Source organism: Bradyrhizobium sp. SZCCHNR3119, assembly GCF_032487775.1.
In the GTDB taxonomy this organism is placed as follows: domain Bacteria; phylum Pseudomonadota; class Alphaproteobacteria; order Rhizobiales; family Xanthobacteraceae; genus Bradyrhizobium.
The window spans coordinates 4,808,130-4,830,500 of the sequence record NZ_JAUEUV010000001.1; the positions used below are offsets into that span (position 1 = coordinate 4,808,130).

At 64.6% G+C, this 22,371-nt stretch carries 21 protein-coding genes; 14 read left to right on the plus strand and 7 right to left on the minus strand.

The window, feature by feature from the left end; translation table 11 throughout:
• Positions 1-288 precede the first annotated feature (288 nt).
• From QX034_RS22110 to QX034_RS22145, 8 genes are all read left to right on the plus strand, one after another.
• A complete protein-coding gene (locus QX034_RS22110) occupies positions 289-1,740 on the plus strand; it encodes a 6-hydroxynicotinate reductase (RefSeq protein ID WP_315706918.1) in 1,452 nt (483 codons plus the stop codon).
• Positions 1,737-2,627 (plus strand): UPF0280 family protein, encoded by an 891-nt coding sequence (locus QX034_RS22115; protein ID WP_316195788.1) that lies wholly within the window; start codon positions 1,737-1,739, stop codon positions 2,625-2,627. The genes QX034_RS22110 and QX034_RS22115 overlap by 4 nt, the downstream gene beginning before the upstream one ends.
• Before the next feature lie 39 nt (positions 2,628-2,666).
• Positions 2,667-3,251 (plus strand): amino acid synthesis family protein, encoded by a 585-nt coding sequence (locus tag QX034_RS22120; RefSeq protein ID WP_315706920.1) that lies wholly within the window; start codon positions 2,667-2,669, stop codon positions 3,249-3,251.
• A 29-nt stretch (positions 3,252-3,280) separates the two neighbouring features.
• Positions 3,281-4,483 carry an ABC transporter substrate-binding protein gene (locus tag QX034_RS22125; protein ID WP_315706921.1) on the plus strand — a complete coding sequence of 401 codons (1,203 nt, stop codon included), beginning with the start codon at positions 3,281-3,283 and terminating at the stop codon, positions 4,481-4,483.
• 182 nt (positions 4,484-4,665) lie between these two features.
• Entirely contained in the window at positions 4,666-6,552 is a 1,887-nt protein-coding gene (locus tag QX034_RS22130) for an ABC transporter permease (protein WP_316195790.1), read from the plus strand.
• Entirely contained in the window at positions 6,549-7,340 is a 792-nt protein-coding gene (locus QX034_RS22135) for an ABC transporter ATP-binding protein (protein ID WP_315706923.1), read from the plus strand. The genes QX034_RS22130 and QX034_RS22135 overlap by 4 nt, the downstream gene beginning before the upstream one ends.
• Positions 7,337-8,041 carry an ABC transporter ATP-binding protein gene (locus tag QX034_RS22140; protein ID WP_315706924.1) on the plus strand — a complete coding sequence of 235 codons (705 nt, stop codon included), beginning with the start codon at positions 7,337-7,339 and terminating at the stop codon, positions 8,039-8,041. The genes QX034_RS22135 and QX034_RS22140 overlap by 4 nt, the downstream gene beginning before the upstream one ends.
• A gap of 13 nt (positions 8,042-8,054) precedes the next feature.
• Entirely contained in the window at positions 8,055-8,546 is a 492-nt protein-coding gene (locus QX034_RS22145; protein ID WP_315706925.1) for a MarR family winged helix-turn-helix transcriptional regulator, read from the plus strand.
• Between the two features lie 152 nt (positions 8,547-8,698).
• Here the strand turns inward: QX034_RS22145 and QX034_RS22150 are convergent, their stop codons facing one another.
• Positions 8,699-9,895 carry an amidohydrolase family protein gene (locus QX034_RS22150; RefSeq protein ID WP_315741649.1) on the minus strand — a complete coding sequence of 399 codons (1,197 nt, stop codon included), beginning with the start codon at positions 9,893-9,895 and terminating at the stop codon, positions 8,699-8,701.
• Positions 9,896-10,131: 236 nt separating this feature from the next.
• On the opposite strand from QX034_RS22150, the gene QX034_RS22155 reads away from it, so the two are divergent.
• The 3 genes from QX034_RS22155 (at position 10,132) to QX034_RS22165 (ending at position 12,761) form a co-directional block, all read left to right on the plus strand.
• Positions 10,132-11,013: an aldose 1-epimerase family protein gene (locus tag QX034_RS22155; protein WP_315766819.1), complete on the plus strand. Its 882-nt coding sequence runs from the start codon at positions 10,132-10,134 to the stop codon at positions 11,011-11,013.
• Between the two features lie 264 nt (positions 11,014-11,277).
• Complete coding sequence (locus QX034_RS22160; RefSeq protein WP_315706928.1) at positions 11,278-11,742, plus strand: hypothetical protein; 465 nt, start codon at positions 11,278-11,280, stop codon at positions 11,740-11,742.
• Positions 11,743-11,942: 200 nt separating this feature from the next.
• On the plus strand, positions 11,943-12,761 hold the full coding sequence (locus tag QX034_RS22165; RefSeq protein WP_315706929.1) for an aldo/keto reductase: 819 nt from the start codon (positions 11,943-11,945) through the stop codon (positions 12,759-12,761).
• Positions 12,762-12,835: 74 nt separating this feature from the next.
• On the opposite strand, the gene QX034_RS22170 is transcribed toward QX034_RS22165, so the two are convergent.
• The 3 genes from QX034_RS22170 to QX034_RS22180 form a co-directional block, all read right to left on the minus strand.
• Positions 12,836-13,048, minus strand: a complete 213-nt coding sequence (locus QX034_RS22170) for a hypothetical protein (RefSeq protein ID WP_315706930.1) — start codon at positions 13,046-13,048, stop codon at positions 12,836-12,838.
• A gap of 150 nt (positions 13,049-13,198) precedes the next feature.
• Positions 13,199-13,642, minus strand: coding sequence for a hypothetical protein (locus tag QX034_RS22175; protein ID WP_315765090.1), 444 nt, complete (start codon positions 13,640-13,642; stop codon positions 13,199-13,201).
• A 133-nt stretch (positions 13,643-13,775) separates the two neighbouring features.
• Entirely contained in the window at positions 13,776-15,008 is a 1,233-nt protein-coding gene (locus QX034_RS22180) for a PLP-dependent aminotransferase family protein (RefSeq protein WP_315728370.1), read from the minus strand.
• Between the two features lie 170 nt (positions 15,009-15,178).
• Here QX034_RS22180 and ribB point away from each other — a divergent pair, with 170 nt between their 5' ends.
• The 3 genes from ribB (at position 15,179) to QX034_RS22195 (ending at position 18,643) form a co-directional block, all read left to right on the plus strand.
• Positions 15,179-16,255: a 3,4-dihydroxy-2-butanone-4-phosphate synthase gene (gene ribB / locus QX034_RS22185; RefSeq protein WP_315706933.1), complete on the plus strand. Its 1,077-nt coding sequence runs from the start codon at positions 15,179-15,181 to the stop codon at positions 16,253-16,255.
• A gap of 75 nt (positions 16,256-16,330) precedes the next feature.
• Entirely contained in the window at positions 16,331-17,545 is a 1,215-nt protein-coding gene (locus tag QX034_RS22190; protein WP_315706934.1) for an acyl-CoA dehydrogenase, read from the plus strand.
• Between the two features lie 177 nt (positions 17,546-17,722).
• Positions 17,723-18,643: an MBL fold metallo-hydrolase gene (locus tag QX034_RS22195; RefSeq protein WP_315728368.1), complete on the plus strand. Its 921-nt coding sequence runs from the start codon at positions 17,723-17,725 to the stop codon at positions 18,641-18,643.
• A gap of 4 nt (positions 18,644-18,647) precedes the next feature.
• Here the strand turns inward: QX034_RS22195 and QX034_RS22200 are convergent, their stop codons facing one another.
• From QX034_RS22200 to QX034_RS22210, 3 genes are all read right to left on the minus strand, one after another.
• Entirely contained in the window at positions 18,648-19,505 is an 858-nt protein-coding gene (locus QX034_RS22200) for a DUF1499 domain-containing protein (protein ID WP_315706936.1), read from the minus strand.
• A 129-nt stretch (positions 19,506-19,634) separates the two neighbouring features.
• Complete coding sequence (locus QX034_RS22205) at positions 19,635-20,849, minus strand: MFS transporter (protein ID WP_315706937.1); 1,215 nt, start codon at positions 20,847-20,849, stop codon at positions 19,635-19,637.
• Between the two features lie 148 nt (positions 20,850-20,997).
• Positions 20,998-22,200, minus strand: coding sequence for an ABC transporter substrate-binding protein (locus QX034_RS22210; protein WP_315706938.1), 1,203 nt, complete (start codon positions 22,198-22,200; stop codon positions 20,998-21,000).
• Between the last annotated feature and the right edge of the window lie 171 nt (positions 22,201-22,371).

The window sequence follows — 22,371 nt, forward strand, 5'->3', positions numbered from 1 at the left end:
ATCTGCTATCGTTAACAAAGGTTGCGGCGCGGCTCATCTGCCGAGCGTATCGTTTGTATACTAACATGCAAGGGGCGCGTTTCGCACTGCAGCGTGTGCACGATTTCTCGTCATTGGGCGAGGCAAACTGATCGTTTATCCGGCAAAGCGGTTTTTGCGTTGCGGCGGCGCTTGACAGTCGGTCGCTGCGAACATCATCATTCGTATACGAACGAATTTGCCGCGGCAGCTTCGTTCGGTCACGTGACGATATCGCGTGACGACCATGGCTTCGATTGGGCTTTTCGCATGACGATTGAGACGGCGAGCGAGAGTGCTGGCGACAAGATTCGCTGCGATGCCTGCCCGGTGATGTGTTACATCAAGCCGGGCGCGGCGGGCGCCTGCGACCGCTACGCCAATCAGGATGGCGTGCTGGTGCGCGTCGATCCGCATATCCTCTTGGAACGCACGATGTCGCATGGGGGACGGCTAGTGCCGTTTCAGGCGAGCGGCGACTGGGACGGCAAGATCGTGCATCAGCCGGAACTGTTCGTGACCGCGATCGGCGCCGGAACCACCTATCCCGACTACAAGCCGGCGCCGTTCATCGTTTCCTCGGAAGTCGATGGTGTCGACATGGTCACCGTGGTGACCGAGGGCATTTTCAGCTATTGCGGCGTGAAGGTGAAGATCGACACCGACCGCTATCTCGGGCCTGAGGCCGCGACGGTGCGTGTCGATGGCGAGGCGATCGGCCATGTCACGACCAGCGAATATGGCTCGCAGATGCTCTCGCTTGGCGGTGTGCATCATCTGACCGGCGGTTCGAAGAAAGAGGGGCGTGTCACCTGTGACGCGCTGATGGACCTCAGCAACCGCAAGCCGGTCGAACTGGTCATCGACGGCGGTGCCGCGGTCGTGGTGCAGGCGGGCGCTCCGCCGGTCGTCAACGGCGTCAAGGAGGAGCGCATGCGGGTCGGCTGCGGCTCGGCCACGATTGGGATGTTCGCCAAGCAGTGGCAGGGCAAGGTCGACGAGGTTGTCGTGGTCGATGACCACATCACCGGCGTCTTGTCCGAGCATCAAGCCGGCAAGCTGCTCGATATTCCCGGAACGGGAATCAAGATGAAGGGTCGGCGCTCGACGCCGGGCCGCTATTTCCAGGTGGCCCATCCCGGCACCGGCTGGGGCGGCACCGATATTTCCGATCCGCTGTCGATCCTCGGGCCGTTCGATCCGAAGACCGCGCGCCCAGGCACGACCATGCTGATGGTCTCCACGACCGGCGAGCATGCGGGTTATTACGTGTTGGATGACGCGCTGAGGCCGGTCGAACAGGAGATGCCGCCAGACCTTAAATTCTCTGTCGAGCGCATTCAGGAGAATTGCGAGCCGGCGCTCTGCACCGTCCTGTTCATGGCCGGCGCCGGCGGTTCGCTGCGGGCTGGCGTGACTGACAATCCGGTCCGGCTGACGCGCTCGGTCAAGGACGCCCTGACGCGCGTGACCTCGGGCGGCGCGCCGGTCTATGTCTGGCCGGGCGGCGGCATCACCTTCATGGTCGATGTCACGCAGATGCCGGCTGGCGCGTTCGGCTACGTACCGACCCCGGCGATCGTGGCGCCCATCGAATTCACGTTGAAGCTGTCCGATTATGCGGCGCTTGGCGGCCACATGGACTATGTGCAGTCGCTGGCCTCAATGAAAGATGTCTCGAAGGATATCCGTCACTTGCCCTGGCCGGTACGGAGCGCATGATGAGACGGCCACAGATCGCATTGCTGCCCGACGGTTGCCGGCTGCATCTGCAGGATGGGCCGATCGATCTGATCATCGGGGCCGACGGTGACCAGGCCGAGATCGGCCGCGCTTATCAGGCCGCCGTGCTGCGCTTCACTGGCCTGCTCGACGAGCTCTGCACGGAATTGCCGGAGCTGCGCCAGGCTGCCGATCCTGTCTGCTGCAGGCTGCGCGGTGTCGTCGCCCGCCGTATGTACCATGCCGTTGCGCCTTACGCTGCGAACCATTTCATCACGCCGATGGCGGCGGTGGCAGGCTCTGTGGCCGAGGAGATCCTCGGTGCGATGCTTGGCGCTGCAAAAGTTTCGCGTGCCTATGTCAACAATGGCGGTGACATCGCGCTGCATCTTCTGGACCCCGCGTGCTTCAGCGTCGGTCTGATGGACCGCCCGGATAGTCATGGCGTCCTGCGGGCGATGACCATTCGTGCCGACGATGCCAGCCGTGGCGTCGCGACGTCCGGCCGCCACGGCCGCAGCTTCTCGCTCGGCATTGCCGATGCGGTCACCGTGCTGGCGCGCACCGCCGCGCAGGCCGATGCCGCGGCCACCATCGTTGCGAATGCGGTCGATCTGCCCGGTCATCCCGCGGTCGTCCGTCGGCCCGCCAATGAGCTGCAGCCGGAGTCCGATCTCGATCACCGTCTCGTCACATGCGAGGTCGGCGCGCTCTGTAATGATGAGATTGCCGCTGCGCTTGCGCACGGCGAGGCCATGGCGCGACAATTGCTGGCAGCCGGGTTGATCGAAGGCGCGGTGCTGCAACTCGGCGGCGAGATGCGCCAGGTCGGTGCGCGGCCGATCGACATCGGCCGTCCGGACCGGTTGCAGGCGGCCGCGGCGTAAGGTTTGATACATGTGGGTTCAGAGGCAGGGTAGCGAACGATGAGTGCCGTCATCCGCAAGATCGTCACCGTAGTCGAGGAGGTCCATCTTGAGATGGGGAAGACGGTTTCGCCGCCGACCCGTCGCGCGGCCGCCGTGGCCGTCATCGAGAACCCGTTTGCCGGGCGTTATGTCGAGGATCTTTCGCCCTTGATCGCGATCGGTGAGGAACTCGGCGAACTGCTGGCGAAAAAGGCGGTTGCCGCGCTCGGCATCGAGGGGGCCTCGGCTCATAGCTATGGCAAAGCCGCTGCGGTCGGTGCCGACGGCGAGTTGGAGCATGCGGCCGCGATCTTGCATCCGAAGATGGGCGCGCCGGTGCGCAAGGTGCTCGGCAAGGGCGCGGCCCTGATTCCGTCGTCCAAGAAGCGCGGCGGGGTCGGCTGCACGCTCGATATTCCGCTCGGGCACAAGGACGCCGCCTTCGTGCGCAGTCATTTCGATGGCATGGAAGTGCAGATCAACGACGCGCCGCGTGCCAACGAGATCATGGTCGCATTGGCGGTGACCGACAGCGGCCGTCCGTTGCCGCGGGTCGGCGGTCTCACGGTCGCCGAGATCAAGGGTGACGACGGGTTGCGTTAATTTCCAAGTTAACAGTTGGAGGCTGAAGGATGCGACGGAGATTTCTGCTTGCGGCGGGCCTGGCCATCGCCGCGGCCGGCACGGCCAGGACGGCCCTTGCCGAGGACGTGATCAAGATCGGCGAGATCAACAGCTATTCGCTGCTGCCGGCCTTCACCGAACCCTATCGCAAGGGCTGGCAGCTCGCCGTCGAGGAAATCAATGCTAGCGGCGGCATCAACGGCAAGAAGCTCGTCGTCGTCTCGAAGGACGACAGCGGCAAGCCGGCGGACGCGCAAACGGCGGCCAACGAGTTGGTGTCGAGCGAGAATGTCGCGATGCTGGCGGGCACCTTCCTCTCCAATATCGGTCTCGCCGTCAGCGACTTCGCCAACCAGAAGAAGGTGTTCTTCCTGGCGGCCGAACCTTTGACCGACGCCATCACCTGGTCGAAGGGCAACCGCTACACGTTCCGCCTGCGGCCGTCGAACTACATGCAGGCGGCCATGCTGGTGGAGGAGGCTGCCAAGCTTCCGGCCAAGCGCTGGGCAACGATTGCGCCGAACTACGAATATGGCCAGTCGGCGGTTGCCGTGTTCAAGAAGCTGCTCTCGGAGAAGCGCCCTGACATCCAGTGGGTGGACGAGCAGTGGCCGCCGCAGGGCAAGATCGACGCGGGTCCGGTGGTGCAGGCGGTGGCTGCGGCCAATCCGGAAGCCATCCTCAACGTCACCTTCGGTGCCGACCTCGTCAAGCTGGTCCGCGAGGGCAACACCCGCGGCCTGTTCAAGGATCGCAAGGTGGTGAGCTTCCTGACCGGCGAACCGGAATATCTCGATCCGCTGAAGGACGAGACGCCGGAGGGCTGGATCGTCACCGGCTATCCCTGGTACAGCATCAAGACGCCGGAACATGATGCGTTCCTGAAGGCGTATCAGGCCAAGTACAACGATTATCCGCGGCTCGGCTCGATCGTCGGCTACGAGACCATCAAGTCGGCGGCGGCGATCCTGAAGAAGGCCGGCTCGACCGATGCGGACAAGCTGGTGGCTGCGGCCGAAGGGCTCTCGGTGCCATCGCCCTTCGGCGAGATCACCTTCCGCAAGATCGATCACCAGTCCACCTTGGGCGCCTTCGTCGGCAAGACGGCGGTGAAGGACGGCAAGGGGATTATGGTCGACACCGCCTATCGCAAGGGCTCGGACTATCTGCCGCCCGATGCGGAAGTCGCGAAGCTCCGGCCGAAGGAGTGAGCGGACCGAGCTCGGTCGTTCGGGCAAAGCGGTGGCCTCATGGTTCGAGGCGCGCGGCGTCGCCGCGCTCCTCACCATGAGGGTTTGAGAGCCTATTTCGTTGATCCTCATCCTGAGGAGGCGCGAAGCGCCGTCTCGAAGGATGAGGCCCGGACTTTAAGATTTCCTGACGCGGACCGCTCATGGCCTTCTACATCGTCCAGTTCCTGACCGGCCTTGCCAGCGCGGCCTCGCTGTTCCTGGTGGCGTCGGGACTGTCGATCATCTTCGGTGTCACGCGCATCGTGAACTTCGCGCATGGCGCCTTCTATATGCTCGGCGCCTACGTCGCCTTCACGCTGACCGAGCATTGGTCCGGCGCGCTCGGCTTCTGGGGCGCTATCGTCGCGGCCGCGCTGGTGGTCGCGGCCGTCGGCGTCGTCGTCGAGATCATCCTGCTCCGCCGCATTTATCACGCGCCGGAATTGTTCCAGCTGCTGGCGACGTTCGGACTTACTTTGATGGTCGAGGACCTCGTGGTCCTGATCTGGGGACCGGACGATCTGTTGGGGCGGCGCGCGCCCGGCCTGAAAGGCGCGGTCGATTTCTTCGGTCAGAATATCCCGAGCTATGACCTGTTCCTGATCGTGCTGGGGCCGGTCGTCCTTGGCGCGCTCTGGCTTTTGTTCCAGCGCACCCGCTGGGGCATCCTGGTGCGCGCGGCCACGCAGGATCGCGACATGGTGGCAGCGCTCGGCGTCAATCAGAAATGGCTGTTCACCAGCGTGTTCGCGGTCGGCGTCTTTCTCGCGGCGCTTGGCGGCGCGCTGCAGATCCCGCGCGACGCGGTGCATCACGCGATGGATCTGCGCATCATCGTCGAGGTGTTCGTCGTCGTCGTGATCGGCGGGCTCGGCAGCATCATTGGCGCGTTCGTGGCCGCCGTGCTGGTCTCCGAGCTCAATGCCTTCGGCATCCTGATTTTCCCGACCATCTCGCTGATCCTGGTGTTCCTGGTCATGGCGGTGGTGCTGGTGGTGCGGCCCTGGGGCCTGTTCGGCAAGAAGGAAGCCCCCGCGCGCCGCACACCGGGGCTCACCGTCATTCCCTGGCATCCGTTGACCCCGGTCGAGCGGCTGGTTGCGCTGGCTGCGCTCGCGCTTCTCGCGCTGCTCCCCTTCGTCGGCGGCAACTACCTGCTGACGGTCGGTGCCGAGGTCGCGATCTTCGTGATCTTTGCCGCCAGCCTGCATTTCTTGATGGCGGTCGGCGGGCTCGCTTCGTTCGGCCATGCCGCCTATTTCGGGCTCGGCGCCTATGGCGTCGCCTTTCTGGCCAAGATGGCGGGATTGCCGATGGTCGCGTGTCTGCTGCTGGGGCCGTTGCTCGGAGCGATGGGCGCGATCGTGTTCGGCGCGTTCGCGGTGCAGCTCTCGGGTGTCTATTTCGCGATGCTGACGCTCGCATTCGCCCAGATCGTCTGGTCGATCGCATTTCAGTGGGTGGCCGTGACCGGCGGCGACAACGGCATTTTGGGCCTCTGGCCGGAGAAATGGGCTGCCTCGCCGTCGCACTTCTATTGGCTGGCGCTCGGCGTCGCTGCGCTGGTGGTGAGCGTGCTCAGGCTGATCACCTTCTCGCCGTTCGGCTACGCGCTGCGCGCGATGCGCGACTCGCCGCTGCGTAGCGAGGCGATCGGGATCAACGGCAAGCTGATCCAATGGACCGCGTTCGTCGTCGCGGGCACCACGGCCGGCGTTGGCGGTGCGCTGTTCGCCTATCTCAAGGGCAGCGTCTTCCCCGACAACATGGGCATCTCATTGTCGGTCGATGCGCTGGTGATGGTGCTGCTCGGCGGCGTCGAGACTGTGGCCGGCCCGATCTTCGGTGCCATCGTCTACAAGGCGCTCAACATCTGGCTGGTCAGCCAGACCGACTTGTCCAAGCTCGTGCTCGGCATCTTCATCGTGCTGATCGTCGTCGTCTTCCCGAAGGGCATCGTCGGCATGTTCGAAAGCCTTGCCTATCGGCGACGCAGGGCGGCCTCGCAGTCACCGGTGCTTGCGGCCAAGATGGAGAGCGCGCAATGAGCCTCGGCGTTGCATTGCTCTCGGTCGAGGGCCTGACCAAATCCTATGGCGGCATTCACGCCGTCCGCGGCGTCTCCTTCATGCTGCAGGCCGGCGAGATCCTGGCGCTGATCGGCCCGAATGGGGCGGGCAAGAGCACCTGCTTCGACATGCTGAATGGGCAGAACGTGCCGGACTCCGGACGCATTTGCGTGATGGGTGAGGACACCACCGGCCGCAAGCCACGCGAGGTGTGGCGGCTCGGGGTCGGCCGCACCTTCCAGATCACCGCGACCTATCCGACCATGACGGTGCGTGAGAACATCCAGGTCGCGCTGGTGTCGTATCATCATCGTTTGTTCGACTTCTGGAGCCCGATGGCTTCGATCGATCGCGGCGAGGCCGACCGGCTGCTCGATCTCGTCGGCATGGCCGGCTATGCGGAACGGCCCTGCGGCGAACTCGCCTATGGCGACCTCAAGCGGCTCGAGCTTGCGATCGCGCTTGCCAACCACCCGAAGCTGCTGTTGATGGACGAGCCGACTGCCGGCATGGCGCCGCGCGAGCGGGTCGAGCTGATGCGGCTGACCGCGAAGATCGCGCGCGAGCAGTCGATCGGCGTGCTGTTTACCGAGCATGACATGGACGTCGTATTCGAGCACGCCGATCGCATCCTGGTGCTCAACCGCGGCACCTTGATTGCGCAAGGCTCGCCGGCGGAGGTGCGCGGCAACCGCGAGGTACAGGCGATCTATCTCGGCGAAGGCCTGCTTTACGATGCGCGCCACCGCGAGGGGGCCTCGGCATGAAGCTCGGCGTCTCCAATCTGAATAGCCACTACGGTCCGGCGCATATCCTGTTCGACATCGGGCTTGAGGTCGGAGAGGGCGAGGTGGTGGCGCTGCTCGGTCGCAACGGCGCCGGCAAGTCGACGACCTTCCGCTCGATCGTCGGCCTGGTCGAGCTGCGCGAGGGGCAGATCATCTTCGAGGGCAATGATATCTCGAAGGCACCGACGCACGAGATCGTGCGCGCAGGTCTCGGCTACGTTCCAGAGGAGCGGCGCATCTTCACCGACCTCTCGGTCGAGGAAAATCTCGAAGTCGGCCGCCAGAAGCAGCGGCCGAATGCGCCATATTGGACCCGCGAGAAGCTCTATCAATTGTTTCCCAATCTCGGCGAAATGAAAAACCGTCCGGGCGGGCGCATGAGCGGCGGCGAGCAGCAAATGCTGACGATCGCCCGCACGTTGATGGGCAATCCTTCGCTGGTGCTGCTGGACGAGCCGTCCGAGGGCCTGTCGCCCAAGATCGTCGAGCAGATGGTGGACGCGATCCTCACCATGAAGAAGGCCGGGGTCTCGATGATCGTGTCCGAGCAGAACCTGCATTTTGCGCGGCTGATCTCCGATCGCGCCTATATCATCGAGCGCGGCCGCATCTGCTTCTCCGGCACCATGGCCGAGCTTGACGCGCGGCCCGACATCCGCGACGCGCATCTGTCGATCTGAGGTAAGAAATCAAATGGCAAAGAGCGCCGCGCCGAAACGACCAGGTAAGGCTTCGACGAAGGTTCTACCTAAGACTGTGGCAAAGTCATCCCGCACGCCGTACGTCCTGGACGAGCAGATCGGCTTCATCCTGCGCCAAGTCTGGCAGCGCCACACCATGATCTTCGCGCGCGACATCGGCACCAATTTGACGCCTACGCAATGGGCGGCGCTGTCGAAGCTCGCCGAGACCGGACCATGCTCGCAGAACCAGCTCGGGCGGCTGACCGCGATGGACGTTGCTACCATCAAGGGCGTGATCGACCGCCTGACCGCGCGCGGCCTCACCGAGACCACGCGCGATCCGCAGGACGGCCGGCGACTTTTGGTGAGCCTCACCCGTGCCGGCCAGCAGCTCGCGGACAAGACCGCGCCGCTCGCGCTGGCAATCTCCAGGGAAACACTGGCGCCGCTCGACCCCAAGGAGCGCGAGACGCTGCTTTCGCTGCTGAACAAGTTGCGCTGAGTCCGTTGCGCCGTCATTGCGAGCGAAGCAATCCAGAGTCCGGTTAGAAATCCGGATTGCTTCGTCGCTTACGCTCCTCGCAATGACGTTGCTCACATCGGGATTTCCGGGTTCGCGCGCGCCCCGGAATGACGGTGCGCGGCGCCGAAGAACTACTTCGCCACGATCTCCGGCACCTTTTCCGCCGGCGGGGTGTTGCGGCTGCGCTGGGTGCGGACGATGCCGTCGATGATGGTCATCCCGACGCCCGGCAGGTCGCCGAGCTGCACGCTGTCGAGCAGCGTCTTGGCCGGCGAGTGCTGTGCCTTATCGAGCAGGACGAAGTCGGCGGAGCGGCCGACCTCGATCAGCCCGCAATCCAGCGCGCGCATCCGCGCCGTGTTGCCGGTGGCGAAGCAGAACGCGATCTCCGCCGGCACCTCGCCCAGCGAGGACAGCATCGAAATCATGCGCAAGATGCCGAGCGGCTGCACGCCGGAGCCGGCCGGCGCATCGGTGCCGAGGATGATCCGGGCGAGGTCGCCCATTTCGCGCGCGGTACGCAGGGTGTACAGCGCCGAGCGCTCGTTGCCGTTATGCACGAGTTCGAGCCCGCGCTTGCAGCCCTCGCAGATGCAGCGGATCTGATCGTCGGGGAGGGCAGTGTGTCCGCCGTTGATGTGGCCGACCACGTCGGTATCGGCCTCCAGCACGACGTCCTTGTCGATCAGGCCCGAGCCCGGGATCGAGGGCCCGCCAGTATGGATCGTGCTCTGGATGCCGTATTTGCGGGCCCAGCCGACCATCTTGCGCGCGGTCGGGCCGTCCTTGACGCCGCCGAGGCCGACCTCGCCGAGCAGCTTGACGCCGGCCGCCGCAAGCTCCTTGAAATCGTCCTCGACCATCTCGCATTCGATCACCGGCGCACCGGCATGCACCTTCACGCCGCCCGGACGCAGCGTCCAGAACGCGCGCTGCGCAAAGATCGCCATCGCCTTCAGCCCGACCACGTCGCGCGGCCGTCCCGGCATATGCACTTCGCCCGCCGAGATCATCGTCGTGACGCCGCCATGGAGATAGGAATCGATCCAGTTGATCTGGTTCTGCCGCGGCGTCCAATCGCCGGCCACCGGGTGCACATGGCTGTCGATCAGGCCCGGCGCCACCGTGGTGCCGTGCGCATCGACGATCGTCGTGGCGCCTTCGGTGTCCACGTCCTTGAAGCGGCCGACCGCGGTGATCTTGCCGCTCTCAGCAACGATGGTGTCGGCGTCCAGAATGGGCCGCTCCAGCGCGCCCGACAGCATCAAGCCGATATTGCGGATCACCAGCTTGCTGGGGCCGGTGACTTGCGGCGCGTCATGGGCCATCGAACGTTCCTTTCCTCACGAAAGCGGTTGTCTCGGACTCTGCGCCGGGGCGCGGCGCAGCATCAAGCCGGATTGTTCATTCGTACACGAATGAACGTGACCGGCAAGCGGCCGTGCTGCATGAAGAATCGGCGCAGCCCGCCTGTCGGCGCGGCAATTCGTATGGTGCCGCTGGACGGCATTTGCGCGATCCGGCATCAACAGCCGAGACTGGTCATCATGGTGCGGGTAGGGACATGACGGACGACATTCAGACCATCAGTGCGGGCGGCCTCACGGCCAGCATCAAGGCCGATGGCGCCGAGCTGTGCTCGCTGAAGACACCGGAAGGGCTGGAACTGCTCTGGCAGGCCGGGCCGGCCTGGCCGCGTCATGCCCCCTGGCTGTTTCCCATCGTGGGCCGGCTGAAGGGTGACGAGCTGCATCACCGGGGCCGGACCTATCCGATGACCCAGCACGGCTTTGCCCGCGATCTTCGTTTCGCCTGGCGGGAGCGCGAGGCCAGTTCCTGCTCGCTGCTGCTGACCGACAGCGAGACGACGCGAGCGCGCTATCCATTCGCCTTCCGCCTGGCCGTGAGCTACCGGATCGAGGCCGCTAGCCTCGACATCGCCGTCACAATCGAAAATCCCGGCGCCGAGGTGTTGCCGGCCTCGTTCGGCGCCCATCCCGCGTTCAATTGGCCGCTTTCCCCGGAGGCGCCGAAAGACAGCTACCGGCTGATCTTCGCGCAGGATGAGTTGGCCCCGATCCGCCGCCTGGCCGGCGGGCTGACGCGTGTCGCGCCCCAACCCTCACCGGTCCAAGGCCGGGTGCTGCCGCTGCGGGAAGCCCTGTTCGCCGAGGATGCCGTCATCCTGGATCGGGTCGGTAGCCGCTCGCTCCGCTATGCCGGAGACCGCGAACCGGCAATCGGCATCGCCTGGGAGGGCTTCCGCGAGCTCGGCATCTGGTCGAAACCATCCGGCGCACCGTTCCTCTGTGTCGAGCCGTGGCGGGGCTGTGCCAGCCCGGTCGATTTCGACGGCGAATTCGTCGATAAGCCCGGTCTCATGCATATCGCGCCTGGTGCGGCGGAGAGCTTGCGGCTTCGCATCGCGCTCTGCAGCGCGATCTGACGTCCTGTGAGCATCGCGACGACCGTGGGTTAACCCTGATTTTTAATCGCCGTCTGGAAATGGCCGGGGCGCAACTTAGATGAGTTGCGCAGCGGGGCCGTACTGATCGAGGGCGTCCAGAGGGGCCGGCCATCCGGGGGGACTGAGCTGTTACTTGAACAACAGGCTCGGCAGGACCCCATCAGCACGTATGAGTGGCTGCTGCGGTGATCTGATTTCGCGGGGCGGGGCGCGTATTGCGGTACGCGTATTCAGGAGGAAGCGATGGTCCTGAAAATGTTTGCGGTTGTTGCAGGCGTCGCGCTGTTCGCCGGGACGGCGGCGTTGGCGGGCGAGTACCGCCCGGACGATTTCTTGCAGCTCGAACTCTCGAAGGCGGTGCTGTCGCCGACGCCGCTCGGCCCCGAGGCGCATTTCGAGCCGGTTCCGATCGAGGCCAAGGGTGATCACACGGTAGTCGCGGCACAGCCCGACACCAAGGCCGATGTGCCGCGCGCGATTGCCACGCGGCGGATTCACGTAGCCAAATCCCACGACAAGTCCCATGACAAGTCGCTTGCCGCCTCACGCCGTGCCTCGGCCGAGCCGGCGGTAACGCGGCCGCGCGGTGCGGCTCGCGCCCGGCTTGCCCACCGTCGCGGCAACCCATTTGATGCAGAAGCGATGGACACCCGGATCCAGACTTGGCCGTGCAGGCCCGGCAACGGCGCCATCTGCAACTGGAGGTGAGGGCGCATCCCCTGGAAGTGGCTCCGTGATGCCGATTGGAACCCCCTCGCATCATCTTGATTGCTATCTGCTGCACGAGCGCTTGATCTCTCAATCCGCTCGCAGGCAGATTGATCTGCACCCGCCAACACGTTGATTATCCAGCCAGTCGTCATCGCTTGCGCTTTGCACGTTCGGCGCTGCGCTTCCCGAGGGCCTCCATGGACAGCATTGAAACTCAGGGCATCCGCCTGCCGCGGCTTGGGCTCGGCACCTACCGCATGCAGGGCACCGTGTGCCGCGAGGCGGTCGAGAGCGCGCTCGCGCTCGGCTACCGCCATATCGACACCGCCGAGATGTACGCCAATGAGGATGCGGTCGGGGCTGCGCTGGCTGCGGCGGGGGTGCCCCGCCAGGAATTGCACGTCACCACCAAGGTCTGGCCGGAGAACCTCGCACCGGATTCGATCCGCCGTGCGTTCGACACCAGCCTGAAGAAGCTGCGCCTCGATTTCGTCGACCTCTATCTCATCCACTGGCCGGCCCCCGGCATGGATCTTCCGGCCGCGCTCGAGACGCTGATGTCACTGAAGGAGCAGGGACGCACCCGCGCCATCGGCGTCGCCAATTTTACCGTCGCGCTGCTCAAGCAGGCGGTCGAGCAGGTCAAGGCTCCGATCGCCTGCAATCAGATCGAGTATCACGTGATGCTCGATCAGAGTAAGGTCATGCGCTACATGGCCGAGCGCTCGATCCCCTTGGTCGCCTATTGCCCGCTGGCGCAGGGCCGCGCCGCGTCGAACGAGACCCTGATCGCGATCGGCAGGAAACACAATGCAGGTGCGGCTCAGGTTGCGCTGAAATGGCTGTTGGATCAGAAGGGGGTAGCCGCGATTCCGAAGGCTGCGCGCAAGGAGAGCCAAACAGCCAATCTCGACGCCCTCAAGCTTCAACTGGACGATGAGGATCGCAAGACCATCGCCGCGCTGCCCAAGGATCAGCGCTTCGTGAATCCTGGCTTCGCGCCGGAGTGGGACTGAATAGAATAAGTCCGAGGGTTTGCGCGCAAGAGAATGGCCCCTGCAAGGGGCCATTCTGGTTTCGGCGCTCGCGATCAGTAGCCGTGGCGGTGCCTGATGACCACGGTGCGGTCGTGGTGGTGGTAGAACGGCCGATGCCACTCGCGGTGCACGCGGTATTCGGCACGCGCGCCGTCCCAGTGATGACGATGACCGCGCTTGATGACCACGGTCTCCGCGCTGGCAAGTGACGGCAGCGCGATCACCATCGCGCCCAGAGCGGCAAGAGCCAAGCCAAGCTTTTTCATGTCGTCCTCCTCCTCAAGCTTTGGTGGACGATAAACTTCGCGTGTGGAGGAAACGTTCCGCTGGAACTAACAGCAAATTCCTGAACGCTTGTTCAGGCCGAGTGCGGTATTGCTTTAGCTGACGGAAGCCGGCGCGACTTGGTGCGGCGCCTACTCGCACTTGCGCAAGGACGGCGTGGGCTTGCCATTGGCAACGAAGCGGCCGTCGCGGATCGTGTAGCTGCCGTCAGTACTGCGATTGAAGATGGAGCGGATGCTGCCGTCGGCCTCCTTCGTGACGCCGTTCTCGCGCGTCTGCCGATAGCGCGGCATCGTGATCGACAGCACCAGCGTGTGATCGGGTTCGATCCGGGCGCCCGTAACCTCGTTGTTGTCGGAGGAGTCGAGATCCCGCCGGTAGATCAGGTGTCCCTCCGATGTGGCTTCGTAAGAAATCGTACTGCCTTGACCTTGTCTGGGCGGCTTTGCGCAATCGACCGCCCAGGTCCCGAGCAGCCCCCAATCGCGCGCGACCTCGACCGCAGTTTCCGCCGCGACGGGCGGCGCGAAACAGATCAGCAACACTGCGGCGGAGAGCGGTCGGGGATGCAACACGGGCAATCTGCTTCGTAGTGAGGTGAGCGACGAGAGCCAACGTAACGTGCCACGCCAACAGTGCAATGCCTCCGCCTCCGTTCCCGGATCCGACTTCGGTCGGACGCATTGCTGCAAGCGCTGTTGATCGCCTCTAGAGGCGCGTCTTATCCATATTTGCTGATCGGATTGGCACGCCGAACTCCTGGCGGCAGACCTCGGCAAGAATGGCCACGCCGTCGCGGATCTCCTGGTGCGAGGGGCTGGCAAAGCACAGCCGCAGCCGGCTTCCGGCATGAACCGGATCGGTCGACCATTCCGGTCCCGGATTGATCGCGACGCCTGCCTTCAGGGCCGCTTGGGCGAGCCTCATGGCATCGACCTGGTCCGGCAGCTTGACCCAGAGGAAGATGCCGCCGTGCGGCGCTGCGAATTCGGCCGCCGTGCCGAATTCTGCGTTCAGCGCGTCCATCAGGGTTTCCAGCTTGGCGCGCAGGCCACGGACGAGCCCTGGCACGTGGCTGTCGAAATGCGCCGTGCAGTATTCCGCGAGCAGCATCTGCTCCAGCGCGCCCGAGCCGGCGTCGGTCTTCAAGGCCAGCATGATCGACATGAGCTGCCAGGGTGCGACCACGAAGCCGACCCGCAGCGCCGGAGCGACGGATTTCGAGAACGAGCCGATATGAATGACGCCACCATGCTCGGCGAGCGCGTGGATCGCGCGCGGCCGCTGGCCGTCCCAGGTGAGATCGGCGTAGCAGTCGTCCTCGAAGATCGGGACACCATGTTGTTCTGACAGGCGCAGCAGCTCGAGCCGCCGGCTCTCCGGCATGACGGTGCCGGTCGGGTTCTGAACGGTCGGAATGGTATAGATATATTTCGGCCGGATACTGCGGGCCTTGAGCCCGGCGAGCGCCGCTGCCAGCGCGTCCATCCGCATGCCGTGCTGATCGAGCGGGATCCCCACCGCCTCGACGCCGAGCCTGGCGAGCCGGGTCAATGTGCCTTGATAATTGTCCCGCTCGACGATCACGGTATCTCCGCGTGCAAGCAGCGCCTGGTTGATGAGATCGAGCGCCTGCAGTGAGCCCGAAACCATCATGATGTCGTCGGCGCTGCAGGAGATCGCAGCGTCCCGCCGGAGCTTCTCGGCAAGGAAGGCGCGCAGGGGCCGATATCCCTGGGGGCCGTGCCCGAGCCCGTAGGTGGCAAGCCCGCGGCCCTCGCGTACGAGAACGGCGTCCGCCGCTGCGCGGAAATCCTCGACCGGGACGCCATCCGGATCGTTGTTGCCGCCGACAAAGCTGTATTTTGCAAGGCCGTTCCAGCGTGCCGCAGGTGCCGGCAGGCCGGCGGGCAGCAGGGGAGAAAAATCGAATAAGGCCATGTGCGGCGCCTCCCTTGTTCTTGTTTGCCGCCGATCCTAAACAACTCCGCGAAGATTGTCCCGACATGGACGTCGATGCGCGCGTTTCGCATGGCGGAAGCCCTGCCAACAGGCCTCTGGCGCCCCCCGGCGAACCCGGCTAAAGCACCGGGAACCAAGTGAGATCTGTGATGGCCGATTCAATCCAGGAAGTTTTGCAGGCGTTCGCCAGGGGCGAGCTCGTGGTCGTGACTGACGACGATGATCGCGAGGGCGAGGGGGATCTGATCGTCGCGGCGTCGTTCTGCACGTCGGAGAAGATGGCGTTCATCATCCGCCACACCTCCGGCATCGTCTGCGCCCCGATCACCACCGAAGAGGCGCGGCGGCTGCGGCTCGACCCGATGGTGGCGTACAATGATTCCGCGCACACAACCGCCTTTACCGTCTCGATCGACTACAAGCCGGACGGCGGTACCGGCATCTCGGCCGAAGAGCGCGCCTCCTGCTGCCGCGCGTTGGCCAATCCGAACGCGGGCGCCAATGACTTCGCGCGTCCCGGGCACATCTTTCCCTTGATCGCGCGTGATGGCGGCGTGCTGCTGCGCTCGGGCCATACCGAGGCGGCCGTCGATCTCTGCAAGCTCGCAGGGCTGCCGCCGGTCGGCGTCATCTCCGAGTTGATGAATGACGACGGCACCGTGATGAAGGGCGAGCAGGTCGTCCGCTTTGCCGCCGCCCACAAGCTCAAGCACGTCACCATCGCCGATCTGATTGCCTATCGGCAGGCGCGCGAGAAGCTGATCGAGCGGGTCTCGACCTTCACCACCGACAGCCCGATCGGGCCCTTGCAGGGCTATGCCTATCGCTCGCCATTCGACCCGATCATGCACGCAGCCTTCGTGTATAACGGGATCGGCGACGGCAGGAACGTGCTGACCCGGCTGCACAAGCCGAACATCGTCAAGGATCTCATCACCGGTCCGCAGCGGGTCCAGGAGGTGCTGCAGCACTTCAAGAAGGCCGGGCGCGGCGTGCTGGTGTATTTGCGCGACGGAGCGGCCGGCGTGCCCGTCGAGCCGGTCGGCGAGATGCAAACGGCGGAGGCGGATCGTCATCGCCAGTGGCGCGAGGTCGGCGTCGGTGCACAGATCCTGCGCGATCTCGGCATCACCTCGATCCGGAACCTCACCTCGTCGGTGCACGACTACAAAGGCTTGTCCGGATTTGGCATCGAGATCGTCGCCAACGAACGCCTTGAAGGCTGAAACCCGACGATTTAACCTCCATAACTGCCAAGATTAACTGCCAAGATACGCAGTCATGACGCGAAAGGATTTTTCATGAGCGTGCGCCCCCAGGCGAAGGACAAGCCGTCCCAGGCCGGCTTCCAATGGGATGATCCGTTCATGCTGGACGATCAGCTCACCGAAGACGAGCGCATGGTGCGCGACACCGCGCGCGCTTATGCGCAGGACAAGCTGTTGCCGCGCGTGACCAAGGCCTATCTCGAGGAGAAGACCGATCGCGAGATCTTCAACGAGATGGGAGAACTGGGGCTGATCGGCATTACGCTCCCGGAGGAATATGGCTGCGCCAATGCGAGCTACGTCGCTTACGGCCTGGTCGCGCGCGAGATTGAACGGGTCGATTCCGGCTACCGCTCGATGAACTCGGTGCAGTCCTCGCTGGTGATGTACCCGATCTACGCCTATGGCGACGAAAACCAGCGCAAGACATATCTGCCGAAGCTCGCGAGCGGCGAATGGGTCGGCTGTTTCGGCCTGACGGAGCCGGATGCGGGCTCCGATCCCGGTGGCATGAAGACCCGCGCCGAGAAGGTTTCGGACGGCTACCGGCTGACCGGCAGCAAGATGTGGATCTCGAACGCGCCGATCGCCGACGTCTTCGTGGTCTGGGCCAAGTCGGCCGCCCATGACAACCAGATCCGCGGCTTCATTCTCGAGAAGGGCATGAAGGGGCTGTCGGCGCCGAAGATCGGCGGCAAGCTCAGCTTGCGGGCCTCGATCACCGGCGAGATCGTGATGGACGGCGTGGTGGTGCCGGAGAGCGCGCTGCTGCCGAACGTCTCCGGACTGAAGGGGCCGTTCGGCTGTTTGAACCGCGCCCGCTACGGCATCTCCTGGGGCGTGCTCGGTGCGGCCGAGGACTGCATGCACCGCGCCCGGCAATACACGCTCGATCGCAAGCAGTTCGGCCGGCCGCTCGCCGCCACCCAGCTCGTGCAGAAGAAGCTCGCGGACATGGAGACCGAGATCGCGCTCGGCCTGCAGGCCTCGCTCCGCGTCGGCCGGCTGATGGACGAGGGCAAGATGGCCCCGGAGATGATCTCGATCGTCAAGCGCAACAATTGCGGCAAGGCGCTGGACATCGCGCGCATGTCGCGCGACATGCACGGCGGCAACGGCATCCAGATCGAATATCACGTGATGCGCCACACCGCGAACCTCGAGACGGTGAACACCTACGAGGGCACGCATGACGTGCACGCGCTGATCCTGGGCCGCGCCATCACCGGCATCCAGGCATTCGGGTAGGTTGTCGCTATCGCTCCGTTGCTCTTGCTGTCATCGCCCGGCTTGATCGGGCGATCCAGTAAACACCGGCATATCGAGTCTCATGCACGCCGCGGCGTACGGGATATCCCGCTTTCGCGGGATATGACGAGCCGAGAGCGGAGCGCCCGTTTGCCCCTCGCGTAAGAAGGTGCTGCAATGGCCGAGGACGACGTCCCATTCAACCGTAATTTCCCGCTCCAGCCAGGGGTGGTGGAAGAGGTTCGTCCCGGCATCCGCCGCGTCCTCTGCAACAATCCGAGCCCGTTCACCTTCACCGGCACGGTCAGTTACATCGTGGGCAAGGGCAAGGTCGCGATCATCGATCCCGGTCCCGACAACGAGGCCCATGCGGCGGCGCTGCTGAATGCCGTGCGCGGCGAGACCGTCACGCACATCCTCGTCACCCACACCCATCGCGACCACTCGCCGAACACCGGCCGGCTGAAGGCTGCGACCGGTGCAACGGTTTATGCCGAAGGGCCGCACCGGGCCTCGCGGCCGCGCTATGAGAGCGAGAAGCACAGCCCGGAATCCGGCGCCGACCGCGACTTCGATCCGGATGTACGGGTTGCCCAGGGCGACGTCATCGAAGGTGACGGCTGGCGGCTGGAGGCCGTTGCCACGCCCGGCCACACTGCCAATCATCTCGCTTTTGCCTGGCCTGAGCGAGGTGCGAGCTTCGTCGGCGATCACGTGATGGGCTGGTCGACCTCGATCGTCGCGCCGCCGGATGGTTCCATGGTCGACTACATGGCCTCGCTGGAGCGGCTCGCGGCGCGGCCGGAGGAACTTTATTTCTCAGGTCATGGCCCCGAAATTCCCGAGGCTCCGCGCTACGTCCGGTTCCTGATCCGGCATCGCCAGGCCCGTGAGGCCTCGATCCTGCATCGACTCGGCAAGAGCGAGGCCGACATTCCGAGCATCGTGCGCGCCAGCTATATCGGCATCGATCCGCGGCTGACGACCGCGGCCGGCTATTCAGTGCTCGCGCATCTGGAGGACCTCGTCGCTCGCGGCGTGGTTGCCACGGAAGGCGATCCGGTGATTGGCGGGACGTATCGGTTGGCGAACGATTAGCTCGTCACTTCTTCACCGTCTTCGCCGGCAGCTTGGCAGGCGGCGGCGGGATCACCTTCTTGACCGGCTTCTGCGCCTCGGCGTCGCCGGCCGTGTTGAGATCCTCGATGAATTTCGTCACCCGCGCTGCGTTGCTGCCGAGGTCGGAATCGAAATAGCGTGAGGCCGAGCGGATATCGATCCGGGCATCTTCGCCGTCGGGTTGCACGCGAATGGAGATGTCTTCACGGAAGCCCATGATCGGGGTGCGCGCGATCGCCTCGATCCGCCCGATTCGGCGCGGCGGCTGCGGCGCCCGCTCGTCGACGATGAACCATTTGCGGCGGGTGACCAGCTTCAGCACGATCGCGTAGGCGCGCTCAGGCGACAGTTCGAGCTGCACCGGCTCGATATCGGGATAGGCCTTCTGCTGCTGCTCGGCCGCATAGAGCCCGGCATAGACCGCGGTGTTGGTGCCGTCACCACTGCGCAGAGGCGCGAGCGCCTCGAAGCGCGGGGGATCGATCGGGTCGGTGGTGATGTCGTAGATCTTCGGCAGCTTGCGGTATTGCAGAGTGAGGTAGGCGGGATAGGCGAGCACGGCCGCGTCGATCAGGAAGGCGAGCAGGATGCGTCCCATGCCGCGGCTGCCGTTCTGCCAGATGGCCACGAACGCGGCGAGCCCGACCAGGATCGAGAGCACCGCAAGCCCCAGTGCACCGAAGAAGGTCGCGAGCGCCGGCTTCATCTCGAGGAAGTCGAAGCGGACAATGAGGATCGAGACGAACACAGCCACCACCGAGAACACCGCGAGATTGCGGGTCCAGGTCGCCAGGCTGGAGACGGGCTCCGACAGATAGGGAGCGTGAAATCTGCGGGCCATCTGGGCTCTGGGCTGTTGCGTCGTGACGAAGGCGCTTCGACTGGTGTGAGACCACGTGGATCGGGTAAATTCAAGGGGGCATCAATCCGGCAGGAACTCCTGGCGGGCTGCGGTTGATCCGTACCGCGCTCAGGCGTGCCGGCCGATGCCGGGTTTCAGCGCGGTGAGCATGATCACGATCGTTGCCGCCGAGAATGCCGCACCTGCGGCAAACGTCGCCTGTGGACCGAAGGCGTGCCAGAGCCATCCCGCCAGCAGGCTTGCAACCAGCAGCGCGCCGCCCGTGACCAGATTGAAGATCCCGAAGGCGGTGCCCCGCAGATCGAGCGGCGCAGTGTCGGCGACCAGCGCCGAGAGCAAGCCTTGTGTCAATCCGAGATAGAGGCCCCAAAGTGCGACGCCTGCGGCAGTGCCGGTCAGGCCGGGCGCGAACGCCAATGTGAGGTCCGCCCCGGTGAGTACGACCAGTCCGCAGATCAGCAGGTTGCTCCGCCCGATTCGGTCGGAGAGCACGCCGACCGGCATCGCGACCGCGGCGTAGATCAGGTTCATCAGCACATAGACGAGCGGGATCATCGCGAGGGGCAGGCCGTCGGCCTGCGCCTTCAGCACCAGGAATGCCTCGCTGAAGCGGGCCAGCGCGAATACGGCGCCGGTGGCGACCACGATCCAGTAGAGGTGCGACAGCCGTCGCAGCTCCTCGCGGCGGATCGGCGACCGGCGATGCGGCTGTTCGACGCTCATGCTGGGCTCCCGAACGCCGGCGACGATCAACAGCACCGCGAGTGCAGCCGGCACCGCCGACCACCAGAACACGGCGCGGAAGTCGTCGGTATAAAGCGCCATCAGGGCGACCGCGATCAGGGGACCGGCAACGGCACCGGTCGTATCCAGCGCCTGGCGTAGTCCATAGCTCGCTCCCCGGATCGTTGCGGGAGTGACGTCGGCGATCAGCGCGTCGCGGGGAGCCTCGCGGATGCCCTTGCCGATGCGGTCGACGATTCGTGCCGCCAGCACCTGCCAGGCTGTGCTGGCCAGCGGGAACACGGGTTTGGTCGCGGCGGCAAGTCCGTAGCCGAGCCCAACCAGCAGCTTGCGCTTGCCGATCCAGTCCGACAGCGCGCCCGAGAAGACTTTGGTGATGGCAGCGGTCGCCTCCGCGACGCCCTCGATCAGTCCGACGATCACCGTGCTGGCGCCCATCGTCGTGACCAGAAACGCCGGCAACAGCGCGTGGATCAGCTCGGAGGAGATGTCCATCAGCAACGACACCAGCCCGAGCATCAGCACAGTGGTGGGGACGTCGCGCCAGGTCGCGGGGGCAGGCTGCTTTGCGTTCGTCATCACGGCCTTCTATCGCAACGACAGCCCAGGACGTTGCGCCACGTCAACGCGGTGTTCCGCAAATCATTGCGGCCTCCGATCGCTCGTCGCGAAGGGAGGCCGCCATGACTCGATAGAATTGGCTCGACGAAATTGAGCGCGTATCAGCTCAGTGCTTGACCAGCGGGCAGGCACTGTCGGAAAGCTTGCCGAACGCTTCTTCGCCCGACATGGTCTGCACGATCTTGTAGTAGTCCCACGGATATTTGGATTCCTCCGGCTTCTTGACCTGCATGACGTACATATCGTGCTCCATCAGGCCATCGGCGCGGATCTTGCCGTTGTCCGTGAACATGTCGTCGATCTTGATCTTGCGCAGCTGGTCCATCACCTTGTCGGAATCGGTGGTGCCGGCGGCCTTGACGGCGTTGAGATAGGTCAGGGTGGCCGAGTAATAGGCCGCCTGGTTCATGGTGGGCTCGCGCTTGGTCTTCTCGTAATAGCGCTTGGCGAATGCCCGGGTCTTGTCGTTGAGGTCCCAATACCAGCCGGTGGTGAGATAGAGACCCTGTGCGGTCTTCAGTCCCAGGCTGTGGATGTCGCTGATGAAGGCGAGCAGTGCGGCCGGTTTCATGGTGCTCGCGATGCCGAATTCGTCGGCCGCCTTGATCGAATTGGTGAAGTCGTTGCCGGCATTGGCGAGGCCGAGCACCTGCGCGCCCGAGTTCTGCGCCTGCAGCAGATAGCTCGAGAAGTCCGAGGTCGACAGCGGCACGCGCACCTCGCCCACCACCTTGCCGCCGGCTGCCTCGACCACCTTCGAGGCAGCTTCCTTCAACTGATAGCCGAACGCATAGTCCGCGGTCAGGAAGAACCAGCTCTTGCCGCCCTGTTTCACCATGGTCTTGGCCGTGCCATTGGCCAGCGCAGTCGTGTCATAGGCGTAGTGGACGGTGTAGGGCGTGCAGTCCTTGCCGGTCAGCGAGGCGCCGGCCGCGCCGATCGCGATGAACGGAATCTTCTTCTCCTTGGCGACGTTGTTCATGGCGAGGCTGACGCCGGTATTGGAGCCGCCAAGGATCATGGTCACGCCATCGCGGTCGGCCCATTCGCGGAATTTCTGCGCGCCGATGTCGGGCTTGTTCTGATGGTCGGTCTCCATGAACTCGATCTTGTTGCCGAGCACGCTGCCGCCGAAATCTTCGATCGCCATCTTGGCGGCCTCGACTCCGCCGGGGCCGATGACGTCGGCATAGAGTCCCGACATGTCGTCGATGTCGCCGATGACGACCTTGTTGCCGGCGGCATGAGCCGCGGTTGCCGCGAGCGAGGCGCTCACGAGCCAGGGCAAGAGACGGACGAATTTGGTCATATTGGCGTTTCCTTCCCGATTTTTATCGTTGAATGGCCGGGAACTTAGAAAGCCCCGCCGGCCACTCCTATTCGTCTTTCGTCGTGCATCCGGACGATATGGAACCGACGCTGATACGGTTATACCGGTGAACGCGTCGGCGCATCTCGGAGGCACGGCCTCTTCCGGGAG